Raw genomic sequence first — 22,636 nt, forward strand, 5'->3', positions numbered from 1 at the left:
GATTTCTTTTTAAAAAGTGATATAATTGAAGTTCGACTGCTAACTGGTCAAGCTGAGTTGTGATTTGATTTCTTTTTAAAAAGTGATATAATTCAAGCGGGCAATTGAAAGCGTTGCACAATGTTGTGATTTGATTTCTTTTTAAAAAGTGATATAATTTTCAATAAGTTTGCATAGCCGCAAACTGCAGTTGTGATTTGATTTCTTTTTAAAAAGTGATATAATCGATTTATCATTGCTTTCGGCGCTTTAATGGTTGTGATTTGATTTCTTTTTAAAAAGTGATATAATTTCAGCTTCCATTTTCCCGGTGCTATCTTGGTTGTGATTTGATTTCTTTTTAAAAAGTGATATAATCGGAGTGTTTTTAAAATTGGACGGGCTAACGTTGTGATTTGATTTCTTTTTAAAAAGTGATATAATCAAAAAAGTAAACTATGACGGAGCGAAGCCGTTGTGATTTGATTTCTTTTTAAAAAGTGATATAATAATACAAGACTTACGGATACAAATACAGTGGTTGTGATTTGATTTCTTTTTAAAAAGTGATATAATAAATAATGAAATTTGATAAAGCAATAGTGTGTTGTGATTTGATTTCTTTTTAAAAAGTGATATAATAAATGCCGGAATAAATTCGGCTTCGGAAATGTTGTGATTTGATTTCTTTTTAAAAAGTGATATAATTAACGCAGAAAATAAAAATTAAACAAACTGGTTGTGATTTGATTTCTTTTTAAAAAGTGATATAATATTTTCAAGGCGGCTTGTAAATGATTTGGGGTTGTGATTTGATTTCTTTTTAAAAAGTGATATAATCGTGGAACACGGGAAGACGCACCGATGAAAGTTGTGATTTGATTTCTTTTTAAAAAGTGATATAATTAAACAAAACTCTTGTATACTTAGGAGCTAGTTGTGATTTGATTTCTTTTTAAAAAGTGATATAATACGGCAATCCGTGAATATTACGGATTACCTGTTGTGATTTGATTTCTTTTTAAAAAGTGATATAATAGCGGTAAGAATCCGATTAGATTACTCATAGTTGTGATTTGATTTCTTTTTAAAAAGTGATATAATAACGCCGCCAAAATATCGTATCAAAATTAAGTTGTGATTTGATTTCTTTTTAAAAAGTGATATAATCTTGATTTTTATCGCATAAAACGATACACTGTTGTGATTTGATTTCTTTTTAAAAAGTGATATAATTGAGGTGGTACTGATATAGCCGGTAAGCCAGTTGTGATTTGATTTCTTTTTAAAAAGTGATATAATTTTTTCTTTTATTTTGAGGGTTTGATTGGCGTTGTGATTTGATTTCTTTTTAAAAAGTGATATAATTTCCATCTTCAGGATTATGCACTCTTGCATAGTTGTGATTTGATTTCTTTTTAAAAAGTGATATAATGCACATTAAGTTAATACCGCCTATATATAAGTTGTGATTTGATTTCTTTTTAAAAAGTGATATAATTTTCTCAGCTTTATCAGCCGTAATAGTTACGTTGTGATTTGATTTCTTTTTAAAAAGTGATATAATGTTGCTTTTTTTTGTCATCATCGTAAACTGTTGTGATTTGATTTCTTTTTAAAAAGTGATATAATTGTGGCGCTGCTTGAACTATAGCCGTGATAGTTGTGATTTGATTTCTTTTTAAAAAGTGATATAATTGAGGTGGTACTGATATAGCCGGTAAGCCAGTTGTGATTTGATTTCTTTTTAAAAAGTGATATAATTTTTTCTTTTATTTTGAGGGTTTGATTGGCGTTGTGATTTGATTTCTTTTTAAAAAGTGATATAATTTCCATCTTCAGGATTATGCACTCTTGCATAGTTGTGATTTGATTTCTTTTTAAAAAGTGATATAATATTAGCATACACGATATATGCTATTATTTAGTTGTGATTTGATTTCTTTTTAAAAAGTGATATAATGTTGCAAGTTCTGAGCAAGCAATTGGTTATGTTGTGATTTGATTTCTTTTTAAAAAGTGATATAATAGTATTCCTGAACATTAGGGTCAGCCTTTTGTTGTGATTTGATTTCTTTTTAAAAAGTGATATAATTTGGTCTTGCCTAATGACACTTCCGAAGTCGGTTGTGATTTGATTTCTTTTTAAAAAGTGATATAATCTACTCCGTATCCATCAGATATAACAGTAGTTGTGATTTGATTTCTTTTTAAAAAGTGATATAATACTAGTCAGATTCATTTCTGCTGTGCCACAGTTGTGATTTGATTTCTTTTTAAAAAGTGATATAATACATCTTGCTGAAATACCACACGATATAGTGTTGTGATTTGATTTCTTTTTAAAAAGTGATATAATTAGCCGTAAAAATAGAGGCGGCTATTACGGGTTGTGATTTGATTTCTTTTTAAAAAGTGATATAATTAGTTTTATAAAAATGATGACTACCGACACAGTTGTGATTTGATTTCTTTTTAAAAAGTGATATAATTAGATGCAATGCAGCAAGCTGCGGGAGCAAGTTGTGATTTGATTTCTTTTTAAAAAGTGATATAATTGCTCATCATTTCACCTTTAGGCAATTCTGGTTGTGATTTGATTTCTTTTTAAAAAGTGATATAATCTCTTACCAAGTTTAGGTATTTGAGTATCAGTTGTGATTTGATTTCTTTTTAAAAAGTGATATAATGTAAGAGTGACGAATAATGCGCGGTGCTTCGTTGTGATTTGATTTCTTTTTAAAAAGTGATATAATGTTTATCCCCTCAACTCGCCCCGCAGGGCTTTGTGATTTGATTTCTTTTTAAAAAGTGATATAATGTGAATGGTGTAAACCTATACCTAATATACATTTACTCGCTTTTTAACACAAAAAAACAGGCTTTTTGATGATGAATTTTTTCAAAAAGTCTGTTTTTTTAAAAAAATTCAAGTTGGGAGGGTGTTTTTTTCTTTTTTTCAGGGGTTTTTCCGATAAATGATTCTATTTCACCGAACTGTTTGTCGGTAAAACGGAGAATACTTACCTTTCCTTCACGCGGAATATGCTTTTTAATATACTTTACATGCACAGCGCAGGCCTCCGCACTTCCGCAGTGCCGGTAGTATACACTGAATTGCATCATAGAAAACCCGTCTTCTATGAGCTGCTGACGGAATTTTGAAGCTCTATGACGTTGCTCTTTGGTATTTGTCGGTAAATCAAACAGGCAGATAATCCACATAATCTTATACGCATTAAATCTTATATGCTCCATAGTTAGAATTCCGGCAACTGTAGTTTTTCCGTTTTCCCCGTAAGTATTTGAGCAAAGGAACTAGCCGTATAAGTAAGACTTATCAATAAAGGTCTTGTACATTTACCGAGCTTACAGTCACAGGTTAATACAGTTAAAGCCATTTTCTTAAATTCCTGATTGACGTCTTTTTCATCAGGATTTTCTTTTATAAACTGACAAACGCAATCATCTACATACGGTCTATACGGCTCCATAATATCGTCCGCTAAGGCATAAGCATTATATTTATTGTGATGATGTATTCCTAAAGTAGGCAACAGTCCTGAACCGACCAATGCCCGTGCGGTTGCGGCTCTTAAAATTGCATAACCGTAGTTTAATAAATTATTCGGAAAAGCTCCATACCGGGCCCTCAACCAATCGCTGCCGAATAGAGAGTCCCAATATTTTTTAGCGGCAATTCCTTCACGGTTTGTGTGGTCATCGGTTTTTACCTCACTTGCAAGATAAACCAGCATTTCATTGCGGTGTCCGTATTTTTTTAAGAGAGCCGCCTGATTTTTTATCTTTTGACAGACGATTATTTTCCAGCAATTCTTTTTTACCGGAAGAGAAGCATTGATTTGAGCTGCAAATATTTGATTTTGAACCGAATTACCGTCCAACAATAAGCTCATCGACAGGGGCATATGTTTTTCATCACAAAAAATAACGCTGGCATTGTTCTTTGTAAGCTCATTGATAACAGGGATTGAAATATACGATTGATTATTTTCAATAACTACAAAACCGATATCCTCTATCGGAACGGACGCTTCTTCTTGAGTATGTTTATTCAAAATAATAAGCTGTTTGTTTTTTACCGTTAAACAAACAGCATTTGAAAAAAATAATGTTCGTTTAATCACACTGTGATTATCGGTAATTATTTATAATATCATTACTTCTTTATTATCTTTCCGTCAGGTAAAATCGCAAAGTCAAAACCTTCTACAAGACACACAAGACTTCCGGGTGTATTATAGCATCTGAATTTCATCATTTCGGATACGCTGCCTTGTCCTTTTGGATACTCCCATTTATCCGAACAGGAGCAATGAACCAGTTTTATCTTTATGCTTGAGCCGGTAACAGCCAATCCCGCTATTCTATATAACCTTTTCCAAACGGCATCATGAGGCAGTTCCCATATATTTTCTTCTTCGCTCTCTTTTAAAATAACCGTTTTACCTTTTTTCAAAGTTTTATACACCTTGAGTACCGTACCGTTCTTGGTTATCTCGGCAGGATACATTTCCTTTTTTTGCTGAACCGCATGTACCGCATCCAACAGATTCACTGCACGGTAATCGGAAACCGTCTTACCGTCATCGGATACACCGCGGTAAAGAACAAAAAGATAATTTTCATCATTAACCGCATAGAAATAATTTTTATAATCTTTACGGTTTTCAGTCTCCGGATGTTTCTTTATTCGTAACGGGTTAGTTGTTTGTGCTTTGATACGAACTTTTTTCATATACGTTGTCCTGCCGTTTATTTTATACGGCAACAAAAGTCCTTGAGTCTGTATCTCTTCAATAGTTTGTATCTTCGATTCAAGATTGTCGATAAATATCTTTTTTATTCTTTTATCGATAATTTTTTCCGCATCTTTTTCTGTCAATACGGAAACCGAAACCCGCTCCACAAATATATTTTCAGGCTTACGCTCTTTTTCGGGAGGTGTCATAATACAACCATAGAACGTATCTTTATGAAGACTTCCTCGTGCCGTGTGCCCCTGTATATATTGCTTTTTTCCGTCTTTTAAAATAGGTTTTCCGCTGCGGGTATCCCGTACAACCTTTTTGGTTTGCCGCAAGGCATTATCGTCATTATAAAATTTCGGTACCAAATACTCGGTTGCCGTAAGTACATCCGTATCGAAAGATTTCCACGGTTTCGCAAATGTAAGATGACGTCCGTCGGCACTGTTTCGTACCGCTTCACAAAGTGCGGCGTACTTTCCTCTGCTTATGCAAGCGATAGTCAGTGCGTCAATCGTATGATGGCGATGGTAAGAGCGGTCTTTCGCCTCATTTCTTTCCAAAAGTCCCCACTGACGTTTAAAAAGATCCGTTGCAAAACCGTTTACCGGATAAACACTGGGAAATACCCCCTTCAAATACGCGAGAGCGAATTTCGTTATCAGCCGTGTATCGTTTAATTGACTGTTCTTAAATCCTGAAGGTATTTCTTCTAATGTAAAACGTTTAAGTTTTTGTTCGTAATAGTGCAATTCATACATTGCCATATGGCGATTGACAATCATAGCGTCTTTTCTGGAAGGCTCTATGTATGCGCCGCGGGGTTTATTTCGCTCAATCGCCGCACGGCATTGGTCAATTTTTTCTCCGTAATATCCTTTTATCCGTTTGATAATATCCTCTTTTCCTGCAAGCTGCGAAGGAAGCTGTTGTTTTTTTACGCTGCGGTTAAAATGAACATCGCATAAGGTCAGATTTTCAAGCGAATCATCGAAAGACAGACTTCTCGGCACCGTATGTTCAAAATCAAACTGCGGCATTGAACCGAATAAATCAGTAAAACTTATTTTCTTTCCCGTATAAGGACATTCTTCTTTTTGTTCTTTCCACAACCGATACTTTTTAATATCTTTGTCGGTCGGTTCAATGGTAAATCCGTGCTCGGCGGCCGTCTCAATAATCGCTTGCTTGTATTTTGCATTTTTCGTTTCATTTTCTTTTTGGAAACGGGCAATCGCCGCCCGCATATTTTTATCGTTGACCTCATTTGCAAGTTCAACCGCTACCTTTGTCGAGCTGTCAATCGCACCGGTTTTTATCAAACGGTTGATGAGCTTCCTTAACTGAAATAATGCGCGCATTGCAACGGGATTTTTTACACTTTTCGTACGCGGCGACGCAAGATACATTTTACCGTCTTCCGCTTTCTTCGGAGGCTCAAATCCGTATTCGATATCCGAAGGGTGATACAGCTCTTTTTTTTCGTGTAACGTATATCCCTGCTCTCTTAGATATTCTTTTAATAGGTCATCTGTCCTTAAGAGCGGATATTTATAGTCATTTGCACGGTTTGTAACGGCAATACGGAGGGCATCGTCGATTTTCTCCGCCGCATTCCGTCTGATTTCCTGCTGCTCCGCTTGGGGTTTCTTTTCCCAATATTTTTTTCCGTACATATCCGCTATTTGCTCTTCAAGTATTGCTCGGTTCCATTGTTCCGACCTGAAATCGCGGGTTTTATCTTTAAATATCCTGTCGATGCAACTATTAACCAAAGCAATTTCACGGTTTTTCTCCGGCATAGCTTTAATAATGTTTTCAAACCCTGCTATGATTTTTGTTTTATCCGCTTCAAACGCCTTTTGACCGATTATAGTGGGAATATTTGCCATAAATACGGCATGGGAATACAGCATACCTTCCCGCAAAAACGGTAAAATCTTTTTGATTGCCTTCAAGCTCAAGTTTGCATATCCTTGATGGATTGGTATATTTAAAAAACTTTTTACTTTTTCTTCATCAAGATGCAGTTTTGTTTGTGCAAACTCGCGTAATTTATCCCTGTCATCAAAATCAAAAAGTACATGCCAAATAGCATAGCTGTCATAATTATCGATTTTAATCTCTTTCCAGTTTTCACCGAAAATATGCAATAATCCGGCGGAAACGGGACAGCCTGCGACATTCGAATCGCTGCGATAGTTAAACTTCCAGCTTTCGTTTTTATTTTTACCGCGCAGCTTTTTTTCTATATCGATAAATTTAAAATTAGTTTTACTTACTCGATAAAATAACGGTATAATAATCTCTTTTTCAATCTGTGTAAGAGGAACAAAGGCCTGCCGGTCATCCTCATCTATATTTTTAGCTACTTTTATACTGTTTATAAATTGCAGCATTCTAAATTCTTCAAACTCAAAATGAGATACGGGGCAACGCGGTTTATTCGGCTCAAACGTGCAAGTACCGACTAAAAATTTTTGCGATTTTAATTTCCGTTGGTAGAAAATTGCCCGATAAAGTTGTTTAATCAAATCCTCGCTCAATCCCTGAACGCCGCAGATGGTATAAAATTCTTTTTCATAATGTTCTTTTCTTGCAGTGTACCTGCCTCTGATTCTATCGCCGGTTTTGCGCAATTCATAAAAATATTGCCCGAGGGTTTTCTCTCCCATGACCTTTGAAAGCTCGCTAATTGCACTTGCCACTTTTCCGTCTTCGGTTTCTTTTCCCGCCTCTTTACGATTGCTTAAAAAACCGCGCCGCTGTGCAATGTGATACAGGGCTCTTCCGATTTCGTGTTTCGTACACTTTTGCTCCGCACATTTTTTTCTTAAAAAATACGGTTCATATTGTTCCGCCTCACTTGTCCGGTACCAGCGTACAAACACTTCCGATGACGGATATATTTTTTCTTTACGCCATACTTCAAGCTCTTCCGAAGAAAGCGGGCACATACCGTTTTGTATCAATACTTTTAAGGTTTCATATTTACGCAGTTTCCGGCGGAATTTTAATCTTCGTGCGGAGCGAAAGCCCGTTCTTTCCGCTGCTTTTGAACTTTCTACACCCTTTTCTATTTTTACCCCTTCAGGGAAAAGATATACACCGCAGTCTATGATAGGTTTTTCCGCCTTTTCATCTACGATGCCCCAACCGATGGAATTTGTTCCGATATCAAGTCCTAAAGTTTTCATAAAAATCCTCCAAACCGCTTGCATATATTTTAAATATATGCTATTATCTTTTAAAATCAAATCACAATAAGGCTATATGCCGAAGTCATTTTGACTACTGCTCCGCTTCTGCGGAGCTTTTTTTTGCCTTATTATAACTCTCATTTAATAAGTACACTATACTTTATATTTTTGTATAAAAACAAGCGTATATTACCATATTATTCTCCATTATGTAAAGAGACCTGCAAAAATTTTTCGAAATGAAACATCTGTGTAACACTTGTTTTTTCATCATACTATGCAGACTGCTCCACTGCATAACACCGCAGTATAGTCGCAGTACAAAGGATATAATTAAATTTTCACTTATTTACAGTGCAATTTAAATAATAAAACAATTAAAACATTGTATAAAATTATGTCGGCGGAGCTTTTTTTTGCAACGGATTTCGTTAAAACAAGTCGAAATTTTTATTATTATGCAAAAAAGCCTTAAAAATTTCCGTACGGATAGCCCGATATCGGCTGAATTTTAAATACAGCAATATAAATCAATAATTTAAAGATAAAAATTGTAACCGGAGGTTGATTTTCTCTTGATGTTGTGTTATATTAATACTAGAAATTATTCCGAATTTAGGAGATGTTTTATGAAAATGAAAAAATATTTCAGTTTCATGGCGGTTACAACCGTAGTTTTTACTCTCTTAGTTGCCGGTTGTAAGTTCTCGAATGCTGTAGATACTCAAAGTCTAAGAAAAGATAATGAGAATGCTGCAAAATGGTCTAATCTGACACAAAATCGTCCTCAAATTGCTGAAAAATTTGACCGTGTCGGGCCAAACCATAACAAAATGCCGTGTGAAGTGTATAATGAGCCGGTAAACTTTAAAGATATGCAAACCCGTACAGTTGACGGCGGAGTGCAAACCGCAGCGCTGCCCGAATTGCAGTTTGCATTTGCAGTTTCACATGTTGCACAAAAGTTTATCGAACGTATCAGCTTACCGATTAGCCCCATCTAAAATAGGAGGAACACCAATGAAAAAAATATCAGTATTCTTTTTGTGTCTTATAGTATATGCGGTAAATAGTTTTGCTGCGGAAGTTGTTTTTTCGCCCGGTATCGGATTTTCAGTATATACGGTACGGAGCCATGAGGTTATTATAAAAGGAAAAAACTTGGAACTTTCGGATAAACCCGTAACATATACGATACCTACCCCTTCTATAGGGCTTGATATGCATTTTATTCATGAAAAAAACGGTTTTACATTCAGTCTTATTAACAATGCGGCGTTTCCTATTTCCATGTATAAAAGAGGCGGATTCGGCAATGGTTCAATGAAAACAAAAGGTTTTATTTGGGACGGACAAATGCTGTTCGGTTATACCTACGGAGTAAAACAACCTTTTAGTATTCATGCCGGTATCGGCCCGGGTGTTGCGTTGGGACAATTTTGGACGCACCTGAATAATCAACAGTTGGAAAATTTTTATCATGCATGGACACCGATTGCCTTGCATCTCGGAGTTCAATATATTTTTACAAAACATTTCGGTATTACCGTAGGCTTACATGATATGATAAGTTTTTCAGGACTTTTACGCAGCATAGAAAAACCGAATATTGCTGACGGCAATAATAAAGTCGGCGGGACAGTCGGCTTCGGTAATGTTTTTACTTTAAGGATAGCCGCAACTTTTAGACTTTAACTTAGGTTGTGTTTTATACTTGAATAATCTACAAGTGATATTCATTGATGATGTAAGAATATCTTAAAAAAATCGGGGCAGTCGTAAGACCCGCGTTAGGCACATTAAAAGTTCCGTCAGGTTTTTAAAAAAACTGCCGGAAAATCCCCCTGTGCGGCAATTTCCGCACAGGGGGAGGGTGCGAAAAACAATCAGGATTTGAAACCGCTGCCGCAACACCCCTACTATACATGCCATGAAGCGGTACGGTATTGCATATCCCAGAGCCGTTTGTATAAGCCGTCTTTGCCGATAAGCTCGGCATGAGTACCGCGCTGAATAATGCTGCCCGATTCAAAGACGAGAACTTGATCTGCATGTTGAATTGATGAAAGTTTATGTGCAATCATAATGACGGTACGGTCTTTTAACAGTTCTTGCAGCGCTTTTTGAATATGCACCTCGTTATCGGCATCGACATTGGCGGTAACTTCATCTAAGAGTACAATCGGTGTGTTTTTTATAAGTGCACGTGCAATGGAAAGCCGCTGTTTTTCTCCGCCTGAAAGTTTTACCCCCGCTTCACCTATTACCGTGTCATATCTCTTTTCCATTTTTTCGATAAAACCGGTACAGCCTGCTCTGTATGCCGCTTGATAGACTTCTTCGGCGCTTGCCTCAGGCCGCCCGATGCGGATATTATTCATCACCGTGTCATCAAATAAAAACACGTCTTGAAACACAAAACCGATATTTTTAAGAAGATTTTCATACGAAAGCTCTTTTATTTTTTTACCGCCGATAAGAATTTCTCCTTCGCGTATATCCCAAAAGCGTGCAATAAGATTGGTAACGGTTGTTTTACCGCTGCCTGAAAGACCGACAAGGGCGGTCAGTGTGTTTTCTTTAACGGTAAAATCAATATGTTTCAGTACGGGCTTTGTTTCGTAAGCAAACGTTACGTCTTTAAATTGAATATCAAAGCGGCTAAGCGTTTGCCGGCCGCTCATGGCCTGCATTTTGGGAATGGTTTTAATTTGATTGATTCTGTCGATGGACTGTTGAGTCATTTTTGCAAAAACGCTGAAAATACCCATTGTTTCCGCTCCTGCAAAAAGACTGAAAGATAAAATCATGAGCAAAAAGGCTTTAGGAAAAGAGTTTTCCCCGCGCAATACAAAAAATGCGGAGAGAATAACGATTGCCGCCGTAACTAAACGGAAGCAAAATTGAAAAACAGTTCCCGCTTTAATATGTACCAATTCCGCATTAAATGAAAATTCCTGTAAGCGCTTAAAGGCGTTTTGTGTTTTAAAGAATTGCTTTTCCGCCATATTGCAGGTTTTAAGTACATGCAGCCCCTTAATGAATTCTACGGCATCTTCGGTAACGCTTCCGATAAACTGTTGGCGGTTAATACCGAGCCTGTCCTGTAATGAGGCAAAATGTTTATACGAAAACCATACCGGAATCAACAATAAAAGCGTTGCAAAGAAAATCCTGTAATCCATATACAGTAGAATACCCAAGCCGATAATAAATGAAGGAAGGCCGACCGCCGCTTTTTCCAGAACACCGGCACCTTCAATTTCGATAAAGGCTGCATCGGATGTTACGGTAGAAACCAAGTCGCCGAGATTCTTTTCGTTAAAAAAGCCCATCGGAACGGAACGTAATTCCTTTCCCAGTATTTTCCGTTCTTTACACATAACTTTATATCCCGCTCCGGAGCGTAAGCGTTGCACGTAGTAGCGCATTACTATTCTTAAAATGACACAAGCAATCATAATCAGTGAGTACCGAATAACATCGGCAGCTGTAAGGGGTTCCGTACATGCGGTATTCAACTCGGGAATACGGGACACTATGTTATATGCTGCAAGAATGGGGACGGTAAGTATAAAGCCGTCGATACCGCTTAACAGCAAAGAAACATATAACTCCTTTTTTATCGTTCCCATTAACGTAATATAATTTTTTATTGTCTTAAACATAATGATACTCCCCCTTCCATTTGTGCGCTCCATAAGGTTTGATACAGCGGCGATGTCTCCAACAAATCTTTATGCGTACCCTGCGCGTGTACACTGCCGTTTTCCATTACGATAATGGAATCGCATTCGGCAACGGTTGAAAGACGGTGAGCAATGATGATGACCGTTTTATTTTTACACAGTTCTTGCAACGATTGCTGAATTTTGTACTGATTTTCCATATCGGTGTAAGCGGTCGCTTCGTCTAAAATGAGAATCGGCGTATTGCGTAAAAGAGCGCGTGCAATGATAATCCGCTGCCGCTGCCCGTTTGAAAGTTTAGCACCGTCATCTCCTGCACACGTTTGATATCCGTTTTCAAGCTCTCCGATAAAATCGGTACATTGTGCAAGGCGGGCTGCTTCCATTACTTCGGCATCACTTGCATCCGGTTTACCCATGCGGATATTTTCCATAATCGTCATATTAAAAAGAAAGGTGTCCTGCGTAACATAGGTAATTTTTTCCATTAAAGTTTTAAGCGGAATATTTTTATAGTCTATCCCGCCGAGTGTAATGGAACCGCTTGTGATATCCCAAAAGCGTGCCGCTACATTTGCAATCGTTGTTTTCCCCGAACCGGAAATACCGACTATCGCTGTTTTTTATTTTCGCGGAAAGTAAATGAAACATTGTGTAACACTTGTTTTTCGTCGTACCCGAATGATACACCGCTGAAGACGATTTCATTTTTTACAATATACTTACTACAATTTTGATCGGGCAAATTACAGAGTGCAGGTTCTTCAAGTTCGGGAGCGGATAACACTTCTGCAATAAGGCGCTTTCCGTTTTGGATATGATAAAAATTATCCATGAATTCGGTGAACTTTAAAAGCGTACTGCCTATTCCGAGTGAAATAATAACCGTAAATAAATACATATTTGCATGCAACGTTCCGGCCGTATACAAAAAACCGCCGGTAATCAGCACACTTACCGTAATTGACGACAACAGAACAAATGCGGGTGCGGTTACGAAATACATTTTATTATACAACCGCAAGGTTGAATTTTGATAATTATCAATAGCTTCCGTATATTTTGAATACATTTCGGTTTCGTTTCCGAATATTTTAATTTCCTTGTTTCCTTTAATGTATTCTATGACTCTGCTGTTCATATTCGAAAGTGCCGCATAATAGGTACGGGCAAATTCATCCATAATGCCGAAATACATCGGGAAATAAAAACTAAGCGTTACAGTTGCAGGAATCAAAACGGCAAGTGCCATACGCCAATCCGCAAAGAAAAGAAAAGCAATAATCGAAAGCGGAAGTAATACGTTTGAGGTAGTTTCAGGCAGAGCATGAGCCAGCGGATATTCCAGCCGTTCGATACTGTCTATAAGCATGGAATGAAAATAACCGGCACCTTTTACCTGCGTAAAGCCGAGCGGCATTTTCATCATTTTTTCGGTAACGGCAAGTCTTATTTTTCCCAAAAGGAAAAACGCCGTTTTATGGGAAATTGCCGTTGATATACCGTACATCAACAAAGACAAAAAGAAAGAAGCGATAATAATAAAGGCGTATACCGCCAGTGAGCGCATTGTCAAAGCCTTTACCGCCGACTCCGTTAGTATTTTATATACCGTAAAATAGGGTACGAGTGTAAAAAAAACGCCGATTACCGCTATGCTTATCGAAGCGACATACAGTAATATTTTTTGACGTATAAAGTCCCCAAAACTGACCGCTTTTTCAATACGTGGTTTCATATATACCTCTTAAACCTTGCGCGGAATAAACGAAAAAACCGTATATCTAACCGTTTACCGTAAATCCTTAAAATGCTTTTTTAAAATGAGCTTTCCCAACAAAACACCGACTATTCCTCCGATAAAAGACACGGTCATACCGAATACCAAAAACCGGCCGGTGCTGTGGCGTACAAAGCCTTCAATGGTTTGTGCATCCATACCGGCATCTTTCCAGTGTTGCATGTTTTGCTCCAAAAAAAACAGTACCGGTATGCAGCCGCCGAAAATATAGGCAGCTTGAATAAGTCCGTAGCCGATTGCAACAGCCAGTATATTATAGTGCAGCTTGTATGCGGCGGCTTCCGCAAGCAAAGACGTTAGTATAACCGTCAAAATAAGCGGCACGTACATCATACCGGATAGTCCTGCGAACAAACAAATACCGACACCGATAAAAAGACTGAGAGCCCCGAATTTCTCTACCTTTTTTATCACAAACAATACAACCGTCCCCATCAAAACCGATACTATTGCAGGGCTGAATAAATGCAAAAGCGGATGTATCATTGCCGTAATCATTCCGATTCCCAATGTAACGGCTCCGTATATGGCTGCCAATAAACCGATTAACACAAATTCTCCGATTTTCCAATTTTTCATATCTTTTACTCCTTCACTATAGCTATTCACCTTACAGGTGATATGTAAAAACCGTTGTCAATTTTTTAATTCCCGTCCGATTAAGCGGAAAATCCTCCGCTATCTGTCCGTCTTTTAACAGTACCGCCCTATTACAGGTGTTGATAATAAACTCATAATCATGGGTTATGATGACGGCAGCTCCGCCGTTATCCGTGCATTTGTCGATAATACTGCACACGTTTTGCATATTTTTATAATCCAACCCGGCAGTAGGTTCGTCAAAAAGATGTATCGGTTTGTTTAAAATGTATGAAGACGCGATAATGAGTCGCTGTTTTTGTCCCGCCGAAAGGGTTTGCGGATGGCTTTCCGCCGTTTGAAATAGATTAAGCTGCTTGAGCACTGCCGGTATTTTTTCTCTGATACCGGAGCGCATTTCATTTCCCCATAAAAGGTCTTCGTACACACTGCTTCCGAAAATCTGTAAATCTACATTTTGCATTACACAGCTGACGACGGCGTACCGCTGTTTTGTGTCGAGTTTTTTACCGTGAAAAAATATACTACCCCTTTTTTCTTTGAGTAAGCCGCACAGTATTTTGGCAAGCGTTGTTTTCCCGCATCCGTTTTTACCGATTAACGCAATCTTATCTCCGCTCAAGATGTTTAAATTGAGATTGCATAATACCGGTTTTTCTTTTTTATATGCAAAAAAAATATTCCGTACGGAAAAAAGTGCCTCTTTACCGTTTTGCGGCGGTATTCCGCTTTCGGTTTGCCGTACGGTATCCTCTTCCGTGTTGTGCGACAGAAACTCCTTGCTTTTTTCAAACAGACTGATACTGCGTAAGCCAAGTCGGTGCAGAGCCTCATTTTTAAACTGTGAAAGAGCGGCTCCATCGTATACAGCCTTGATACTTCCGTCCGCCATTACAATGAGCGTATTGCATAAATCTTTTAGATAAAAAAGCCGGTGTTCTGCAAGCACAATGGCAATCTTCCGCTTTTTAAGCATACCGATCGTATCCCTCAAAAGGTCAATCGAGCGGTAATCGAGATTGGCGGACGGTTCATCCATCAATAAAACGGAGGTTCCCATCATCACAGCGGAAGCAACGGCTATTTTTTGTTTTTCTCCGCCGGAAAGTTCTTTAAACCGTTTGCCGATGAGGGTATCCAAAGAAAAAAAACGTACCGTATTATCCAAACGTTTTTTGATTTCAGACGGAGCAATGCCGAAGTTTTCACACGGGAATACCATATCGGAAAGAACGTCGAGCGTAAAAAACTGATTTTCCGGATTTTGAAAAACACTTGCCGCCGATTTTGAAATATCGGCAATACGCAACGTACAGGTATCGGTACCGTTTAGAAAAACACTGCCGGTTTTTTCACCGCTGTAAAATTCGCTGCACAATCCGTTTATACACCGCAGCAGCGTGGATTTTCCGCAGCCGCTTTCTCCGGTAATAACACATACCTCCCCTGCCTTAACGACGAGTGAAATACCGCTTACGGTTTTCTTTTCCGCTTCCGCGTACTTAAAAGAAAGGTTTTGTATGTTGAGAATGCTATCCATATATTCCGCGCAATCAGTCTTATTCAATTCCATATTTTTCCTTAAAAGTACCTTGGAGTATTATCATAAGAAGATATATACGGCTGTAAGCAGTGTGGAGGAACCCAGTATAAGCATCGTATCCGCCCTTCTTATTCTTACATCAAAATAAGAACTGCGTTTAGCATTGCAGCCATATCCTTTTATTAAAGCCGCAGATGAAAACTCTTCCGCCGTTTTAAGACTTTTAAACAGCATCGGTACTACAGAAGCTTCGATTGTCCGTACCGGGTGGCAGAGGGTATACGCCGGCGAAAGCGGAATGCCTTTTAACTTCATCGCCTCACGGACAGTACGAATGTCCTCCGTCATTGCCGGTAAATAACGAATCATAACAATAATGCTTAAAATAATACCCTTGTGTAATTTCATTTTTTCCAATGAGGCGGCAATCTCACTTATGTTTTTTGTTTTCCGTACCGTCAGCGCAAGCATTAAAAACGGAATAATGCGCTGCATTAAAAATGCAAGGGTTCCGAAAAAGAGCGGAACGGAAGAGTGAGAAAACCGTTTATATAAAAAAGGCGTATAATAGTGTAAGGCAAAATTGCCGATAAACCAAAGCGCCGCAATGCCGGCAGCACGCCACTCGTGTGCAATCATCATGACCGCTGCGGCAATGGCAAAAGCCGTGATGACGATTACCTGTTTACCCGACAAAATTAAAAACATCATCAGTATCAGGTTTAAAAAGAGGAAGGTTCTAAAATCCAATATCTTCTTTGACGATAAGCGCATTTTTTCTCCGAAACTTTTACCGGCTATAAATTAAATAAACCTTTTTTTAAAATGCAACAGTTTTCAAGGTTTAAACTTTGGAAACTGTTGCATTCGTGCGCGAAAAACGCACACGTTAATAAGCGATATTTGCTTTGCAAACTCGGCTAGTGTTTTTAAGCGGCACTATTTTAGCCGCTTAAAATAAACCTTCATTAAAATTGAACAACTGAACAAAGTATCAACTTTGGAAGTTGTTCAATTCGTGCGCGAAAAGCGCACATACAATCCGCAAGTTTGCTCCGCAAACTTGACAGTGTTTTTAAGCGACACTATTTTAGCCGCTTAAAATAAACCTTCCTATAAATTCTGCAACCGCAAGAATTTTCAAATTCTGAGGATTGCAGAATTGCCGCACTTTTGCAAGCGAAGCCTGAAAAAGTGCATACAATAATGCGAGTTTGTTTTACAAACTCGACAGCGTTTTTAGGCGGCACTATTTTAGCCGCTTAAAATAAACCTTGTTTAAAAATATGTTTTTTGATATAATAAAAAATAATGTTAGTTTAGTCTATCAATTTTGATAAAGATTGGCTTTTACTGATATGATTTGTCTTTTTTATAACAGAAAAAGGTTCCCGTTATGGAAAAAATATACAGCTCGTTTTTAAAACATACAAATTCTCATATTATAAAAGGTAACAACCCGTATCGGAATTTTGAAACATACTTTTTTTCTTCGGAAATAGGAACGGGTTATACTGCAATTTATTCGGTAGATTCTTATGCCGACATTTGTATTACCGACCATATTTATTACAGCGATTTTAAATATGCGGTACCGACGGATGAAGGGATTTATTTTCAACAATATGATTCAATAGATTCAGAGCGGAAGTATTATGCGGGCAGGGTATATCCCGGAATGCAATATCTTACAGTCAAACAAAAGCCGGGAACCGTTTGTTATGTTATTAAAAAAAAGACACCGGCACGGGTTATCGGAGTTCAATTAAAACCGGAGTATTACCGCAGTTATTTAAAAAAGATGTTCGGAATAGAGGAAGATGAGTTTAGTAAAAAGATTGCTGTTTTGCCTAAAGAAATTCGCATACCTGAAATTTCGCTTATATTGAATCAAATACGCACGTTTGCGGGAAGTTCTGCAAGTGCAAAACTCTTTTTTAAAAGCAAGGTTGATGAGATTACTTCATTGCTTTTGCAAAAAAGTGATGCCGCATTAAAGAGCTGTCATAGTATTACAAAAGCAGACCATGAAGCTATTATGATGACGATTGAATATATACACTCCAATTTAAGTAAAAAACTTTCGCTTAAACAGCTCGCAAATATGTCTTATATGAGTCCGTCGAAGTTCAAGTATGTTTTTAAAGCAGTTACCGGACTTACGCTCGGCAGCTATATGTTAAACACACGAATGGAAAAAGCCTGCGTTATGCTTTGTAAGACAAATATGTATGTTGCAAATATTGCACAAAGTTTAGGCTACTCCAATACCGGTTATTTTTCCGCACGCTTTAAAGAGTATACCGGACTGTTACCGAATGAGTACCGCTGTCGGTAAAAGCGATGGCGCTATTATACTGTTATTCGCACGGGATATCTTGATAGCAAAATTTTATAGGTTTACTGCCAAGCGGATAAAAACAATTTTCTCCCGCTGCCGCAACGCCTGAATTTTTCCATAGATAAACAAACACAATTTTACGTCATCAGATCTCCGTTAAAACGCAAAAACATAAAGCCATACACGTAAAAATTATAATTGCAGACGATAAAGCATATAGAATAGAAAAAAAATAAAAATTTTGATATTATGCAGATATATAGAGGGACTATAATGACTTTAAAAGAATTACTACATACAAGCGGCTATACACTTTCTCAATTTAAACAAGAAAAAATTGCTGTATTTGAAAAAACGATTATTTTAAAAGGGGAAAAACAAACTCCGTATATCAACTGCATTATACGCGGGAAAGAAATAAAGCTAACCCCCGAAGAGGCGGTACGCCAGCTGTATACTCAAACGCTCATTGAAGAATACGGTTATGATAAACAAAACATCAGTTTTGAATATCAAGTACAAATGGGGCGTGATTCGCATAAGCGGGCAGATATCATCGTGTTTGAAAAAGAGCGTCCTATGCAGCCGTACATTGTAGTGGAAGTCAAACAGCCGAAAGAAGCCGACGGGCGTAAGCAAATGGAATCATACTGCAAAACGCTGGGAGCCAGTATCGGAGTTATTACAAACGGAAACACGGTGGAAGAGTTTTATGTAAACCGGCAAAATCCCAAAAGCAAAACAAGCTGCCTTGAAAAATTAAGCTATCTTCCCAAAGCCGATATGAGTTTAAGCGATGTACTGAATATTAGGTATACGCTTAAAAATCTTATTATAAATGATGAATTGAAAACTACAACACTTAAAAAAATTATATTGGGATTTGAAGATGTAGTTCTTGCCAATTCCGGTGTAGACAGTTTTGAAGAAATTTTCAAACTTATTTTTACAAAACTATATGATGAATTTTTGTCGGGTAAGGACGCCGATACGATTGCCGTTTTAATCAATGATGCCGGCAAGCACATAGAAGAAATTGATGATACGAAATTCCGTCTTTTGGAGTTTAGAAATACCGGCACGGAATTGGAAGTACAAAAAAGATTAAACGAATTATTTAAAAAAGCGCAAACACAATGGAGCGGTATTTTTGAAGACAATGCAGGGTTTAAATTGACCCCTTCGGAATTAAAACTGTGCGTTTCTTATTTACAGGATGTAAAATTATTCAATTCAAATTTGGAAGTGATAGACGACGCGTTTGAATATTTAGTGAACAAAGAGCAAAAAGGAGATAAGGGACAATATTTTACACCGCGCTATGTTATTGATATGTGTGTAAAAATGCTGAATCCGAAACCGGAAGAAACAATGATTGATACCGCTGCAGGAAGCTGCGGTTTTCCGATGCATACGATTTTTCATGTATGGAAAAACCTCAATCCGAATGTTACCAATCATCTTACCACACAAACAAGAACGCAAGAAGAAAAAGATTATGTACGCGATAAAATTTTTGCAATTGATTTCGATCTTAAAAGCGTCCGTGTTGCCCGTACGCTTAATTTAATCGCAGGCGACGGGCATACTAATGTACTTCGTCTTAATACGCTCGACTTTCGCCGATGGGAAGAAACGCAAAACGATAAATTGTGGCAGCGCGATTATAACGAAGGGTTTTTAAGACTCGGCACATTAAAAACCGATACTGCAAGTTATCAAAAATTTATGTTTGATATTTTAATGGCAAATCCGCCCTTTGCAGGAGATATAAAAGATGAAACCATCCTTGCTCTATTTCCGTATCTAAGCAAAAACGCTTCGGGGAAAATACAAGGTAAGGTCGGTCGCGATATTTTATTTATTGAACGCAATCTTGATTTTTTAAAACCGGGCGGCAGAATGGCGATTGTTTTACCGCAAGGCAGGTTCAATAATTCAAGTGATAAATACATACGCGAGTTTATTGCCGAGCATTGCCGTATTTTAGCAGTCGTAGGTCTACACGGTAATGTTTTTAAACCGCATACCGGTACAAAAACAAGCGTATTGTTTTTGCAAAAATGGGACGATACAGTATGTCCGAAAAAAGACGATTACAATATCTTTTTCGCCACAATGCAGGAACCGAGTAAAGATAATTCGGGTGAAAAAATATATGTTAAAAATGAAGACGGAAGTTTTGCACTTGACAGTCACGGCCATATATATGTAAAGCATGATCTTTTTAATCACGACGGACTTACTCAAGACGGTATAGCGGAAGCTTTTGCCGAGTTTGCAAAAAAAGAGGGTTTAAGTTTTTTCTAAAAAGCCCCTTTAACGAAGCAAAATATAAGGCTTTGTTAGAGGGGCTGGAAGTAAGCGTGGTAAGGTTAAGTGAAGTAATAAATGAAAATGACACATTTAGATTTGATAGCGAATATTTTAAGAAAAACTATTTAGAAAATGAGAAAAAAATTTTAAGGTTTGAAAAAAATATCGGAGATTTATGTAGTCAAAATATTAGAAATATTAAAACTTTAAATTTAAAAAAAGATTTTAATTATCTCCAAATCAGTGATGTGGATATTCTTAATGGCTTATCATATTCTACTTCTAAAGTGAACTTTCAAGAAATTCCGGACAGAGCTACCTATATATTAATGAATAATGATGTTTGTATTTCTACGGTTAGACCGAATAGAAATGCAGTTGCCTTAATATACAAACCAAAACGTCTTGTTGGAACAAGCGGTTTTGCAGTATTAAGAGTAAATAAAAAGAAAATATTGCCTGAATTTCTATATATTTTTTGTAAAACAATTTTTTTTATAACAAAAATGTTAAGAAATAATACGGCCTCTTTATATCCTGCCGTATTAAATTCCGATGTTTTGAATTGTAGAATTCCTATTTTACCGATAGCTTTTCAACAAAAAGTCGCAACATTGGTAAAATCGGCTCATACTAATCTTGAAACGGCAAAGCAAAAATATTCCGAAGCGGAAAATTTACTTTTAGAAACTTTACAATTAAAAGATTTCCACATTGCAAATAAACCGGTAAACATTAAGAGCATAAAAGAAAGTTTTCTTAAAACCGGCAGACTGGATGCGGAATTTTACCAACATAAGTATGAACAATATTGGAATTTAATCAAATCGCATTCTTACGTATTTATTCGCGATGAATACACACATATTACGGAAAAACCTGAATGGAAAAATCAACTTTATCAATATATCGAAATCGGAGATATAAACATAAATGACGGTTCATATCAATCTCATTGGATTGAATACAAAGAATTACCGGCAAATGCAAAAATTCAAGTAAAGCAAGGTGATGTGCTAATTTCAACAGTCCGCCCCTACCGCGGAGCAATAACGATTGTCCGCAGTGATGATAAAGATTTAATAGTAAGCGGTGCATTTACTGTGTTAAGGAAAAAAACTCACTCCGGTTTTAATACCGAAGTGTTAAAAGTATTGCTCCGTTCCGAGTTATATAAAGATTGGTTGTTGCAATTTAATGTAGGAACAAGTTATCCGGTAATTAAAGATGAAGATATTTTGAATTTGCCCATACCGGTAATTTCAAAAGAGTATCAAACCAAAATCGCCGAGTATATACAAAAAGCACAGATACTACGCGAAGAGGCAAAATCATTACTTGAAAATGCAAAATTGAAGGTAGAAAAAGAGATTTCTGCAAATTCATTCTATATTACCCCCCCCCCCCCCCGAAAAAATGATAGAGGAAATCGCTTACTATTATCGGTTGGCGGAGTGGATATTATACGAAGCCGTATTCAATTTACGGTTTGCCCATTTGAGTGTAACGGAGAAAACACTGAAAAATTCTTTTTTGAAAACAGGGCGGCTTGACGCTGAATTTTATCAGAAAAAGTATGATAGGATTTTGAATAAACTTAAACGGCATAATTTTTGTTTGTTAAAAGACATTGTAACTATAAAAAAATCGATCGAACCGGGTTCCGATTCTTACGATACGGAAGGTCTTCCTTTTATACGTGTTGCCGATTATGATAAAAATGGTATATCAAAACCCGCTAAATATTTATCTGAAAAATTTTATAATGAAAATCAAACCTTATTAAAAAATTTAATGCCTAAAAAAAATACGATACTTTTTTCTAAAGACGGCAGTATCGGTATTGCTTATTTACTAACCGAGGATTTATACGGTATAACAAGCGGCGCTATTTTGCATTTGGACATTAAAAACAAAAAAGAAATTCTACCGGAATATATAACCTTAGTATTAAATTCGGCTGCCGTAAAAATGCAAGCGGAAAGAGATACGGGAGGTTCTATTATTCAACACTGGCAGCTGACTGCTATTGAAAACATTATTATTCCTGTTGTACCTATTGCAATTCAACGAGAAATCGCAGAACTTATAAATATGAGCTTTACATTAAAAGCTGAAAGTAAGGCATTGCTTGAAAAAGCTAAAAAGCTGGTAGAAGATGAAATAGAAAAATGATTTAGCTGAAACTTGCATACATATCTGGTTTTTAACAATACTGCACGATCTCAGAATTCCATCAGCTTACCTATGGCAAGCGATCCTCGACTTTTGATAAAGTCTGCGGTTGATGGAATTATAAGGAGGCTTATTTTAGACAATGCAGATAGTATTGCCTAAAAACACTGTCAAGTTTGCGGATCAAACTTGCAGAATGTATGTGCTTTTTCAGGCTGACACC

The 22,636-nt window shown here is 37.1% G+C and carries 13 protein-coding genes, 1 pseudogene and 1 CRISPR repeat array (1 of these 15 only partly in view); of the genes and pseudogenes, 6 read left to right on the plus strand and 8 right to left on the minus strand.

Annotated features, from left to right (window positions below; translation table 11 throughout):
- Positions 1–2,800: direct repeats of the CRISPR family, unit length 36 nt; unit sequence GTTGTGATTTGATTTCTTTTTAAAAAGTGATATAAT (it extends 870 nt beyond the left edge of the window).
- A 98-nt stretch (positions 2,801–2,898) separates the two neighbouring features.
- Genes cas2 through cas9 form a run of 3 tightly spaced genes read right to left on the minus strand, consistent with a single transcriptional unit; the run spans position 2,899 to position 7,945 of the window.
- Positions 2,899–3,237, minus strand: a complete 339-nt coding sequence (gene cas2 / locus DYQ05_RS03270) for a CRISPR-associated endonuclease Cas2 (protein WP_024470477.1) — start codon at positions 3,235–3,237, stop codon at positions 2,899–2,901.
- A 2-nt stretch (positions 3,238–3,239) separates the two neighbouring features.
- On the minus strand, positions 3,240–4,127 hold the full coding sequence (gene cas1, locus DYQ05_RS03275) for a type II CRISPR-associated endonuclease Cas1 (RefSeq protein WP_020964485.1): 888 nt from the start codon (positions 4,125–4,127) through the stop codon (positions 3,240–3,242).
- Between the two features lie 32 nt (positions 4,128–4,159).
- Entirely contained in the window at positions 4,160–7,945 is a 3,786-nt protein-coding gene (cas9, locus tag DYQ05_RS03280; RefSeq protein ID WP_206183826.1) for a type II CRISPR RNA-guided endonuclease Cas9, read from the minus strand.
- 632 nt (positions 7,946–8,577) lie between these two features.
- Here cas9 and DYQ05_RS03285 point away from each other — a divergent pair.
- Together DYQ05_RS03285 and DYQ05_RS03290 are read left to right on the plus strand one after the other, a co-directional pair.
- Complete coding sequence (locus tag DYQ05_RS03285) at positions 8,578–8,952, plus strand: hypothetical protein (RefSeq protein WP_206183827.1); 375 nt, start codon at positions 8,578–8,580, stop codon at positions 8,950–8,952.
- 16 nt (positions 8,953–8,968) lie between these two features.
- Positions 8,969–9,643 (plus strand): DUF2715 domain-containing protein, encoded by a 675-nt coding sequence (locus DYQ05_RS03290; protein ID WP_206183828.1) that lies wholly within the window; start codon positions 8,969–8,971, stop codon positions 9,641–9,643.
- A 224-nt stretch (positions 9,644–9,867) separates the two neighbouring features.
- On the opposite strand, the gene DYQ05_RS03295 is transcribed toward DYQ05_RS03290, so the two are convergent.
- The 5 genes and pseudogenes from DYQ05_RS03295 to DYQ05_RS03315 form a co-directional block, all read right to left on the minus strand.
- Positions 9,868–11,616 carry an ABC transporter ATP-binding protein gene (locus tag DYQ05_RS03295; RefSeq protein WP_206183829.1) on the minus strand — a complete coding sequence of 583 codons (1,749 nt, stop codon included), beginning with the start codon at positions 11,614–11,616 and terminating at the stop codon, positions 9,868–9,870.
- A pseudogene (locus DYQ05_RS03300) lies at positions 11,601–13,375 on the minus strand (ABC transporter ATP-binding protein). Before DYQ05_RS03300 ends, DYQ05_RS03295 begins: the two are co-directional and overlap by 16 nt.
- Positions 13,376–13,429: 54 nt before the next feature.
- A complete protein-coding gene (locus DYQ05_RS03305) occupies positions 13,430–14,017 on the minus strand; it encodes an MptD family putative ECF transporter S component (RefSeq protein ID WP_206183830.1) in 588 nt (195 codons plus the stop codon).
- 31 nt (positions 14,018–14,048) lie between these two features.
- Positions 14,049–15,605, minus strand: a complete 1,557-nt coding sequence (locus DYQ05_RS03310) for an ABC transporter ATP-binding protein (protein ID WP_252723496.1) — start codon at positions 15,603–15,605, stop codon at positions 14,049–14,051.
- Positions 15,606–15,641: 36 nt separating this feature from the next.
- Positions 15,642–16,355 carry an energy-coupling factor transporter transmembrane component T gene (locus DYQ05_RS03315; RefSeq protein WP_206183831.1) on the minus strand — a complete coding sequence of 238 codons (714 nt, stop codon included), beginning with the start codon at positions 16,353–16,355 and terminating at the stop codon, positions 15,642–15,644.
- A 622-nt stretch (positions 16,356–16,977) separates the two neighbouring features.
- Between DYQ05_RS03315 and DYQ05_RS03320 the strand changes: the two genes are divergently transcribed.
- From DYQ05_RS03320 to DYQ05_RS03335, 4 genes are all read left to right on the plus strand, one after another.
- Positions 16,978–17,919 carry a helix-turn-helix transcriptional regulator gene (locus DYQ05_RS03320; RefSeq protein ID WP_206183832.1) on the plus strand — a complete coding sequence of 314 codons (942 nt, stop codon included), beginning with the start codon at positions 16,978–16,980 and terminating at the stop codon, positions 17,917–17,919.
- 276 nt (positions 17,920–18,195) lie between these two features.
- Positions 18,196–20,232 (plus strand): N-6 DNA methylase, encoded by a 2,037-nt coding sequence (locus DYQ05_RS03325; protein WP_252723497.1) that lies wholly within the window; start codon positions 18,196–18,198, stop codon positions 20,230–20,232.
- Positions 20,233–20,288: 56 nt separating this feature from the next.
- The gene (locus DYQ05_RS03330) at positions 20,289–21,791 is read left to right on the plus strand and encodes a restriction endonuclease subunit S (protein WP_206183834.1); all 1,503 of its coding nucleotides are present in this window, start codon (positions 20,289–20,291) and stop codon (positions 21,789–21,791) included.
- Positions 21,792–21,825: 34 nt separating this feature from the next.
- A complete protein-coding gene (locus DYQ05_RS03335; RefSeq protein WP_206183835.1) occupies positions 21,826–22,413 on the plus strand; it encodes a restriction endonuclease subunit S in 588 nt (195 codons plus the stop codon).
- Positions 22,414–22,636: the final 223 nt, after the last annotated feature.

The organism is Treponema pedis (assembly GCF_017161325.1).
In the GTDB taxonomy this organism is placed as follows: domain Bacteria; phylum Spirochaetota; class Spirochaetia; order Treponematales; family Treponemataceae; genus Treponema_B; species Treponema_B pedis.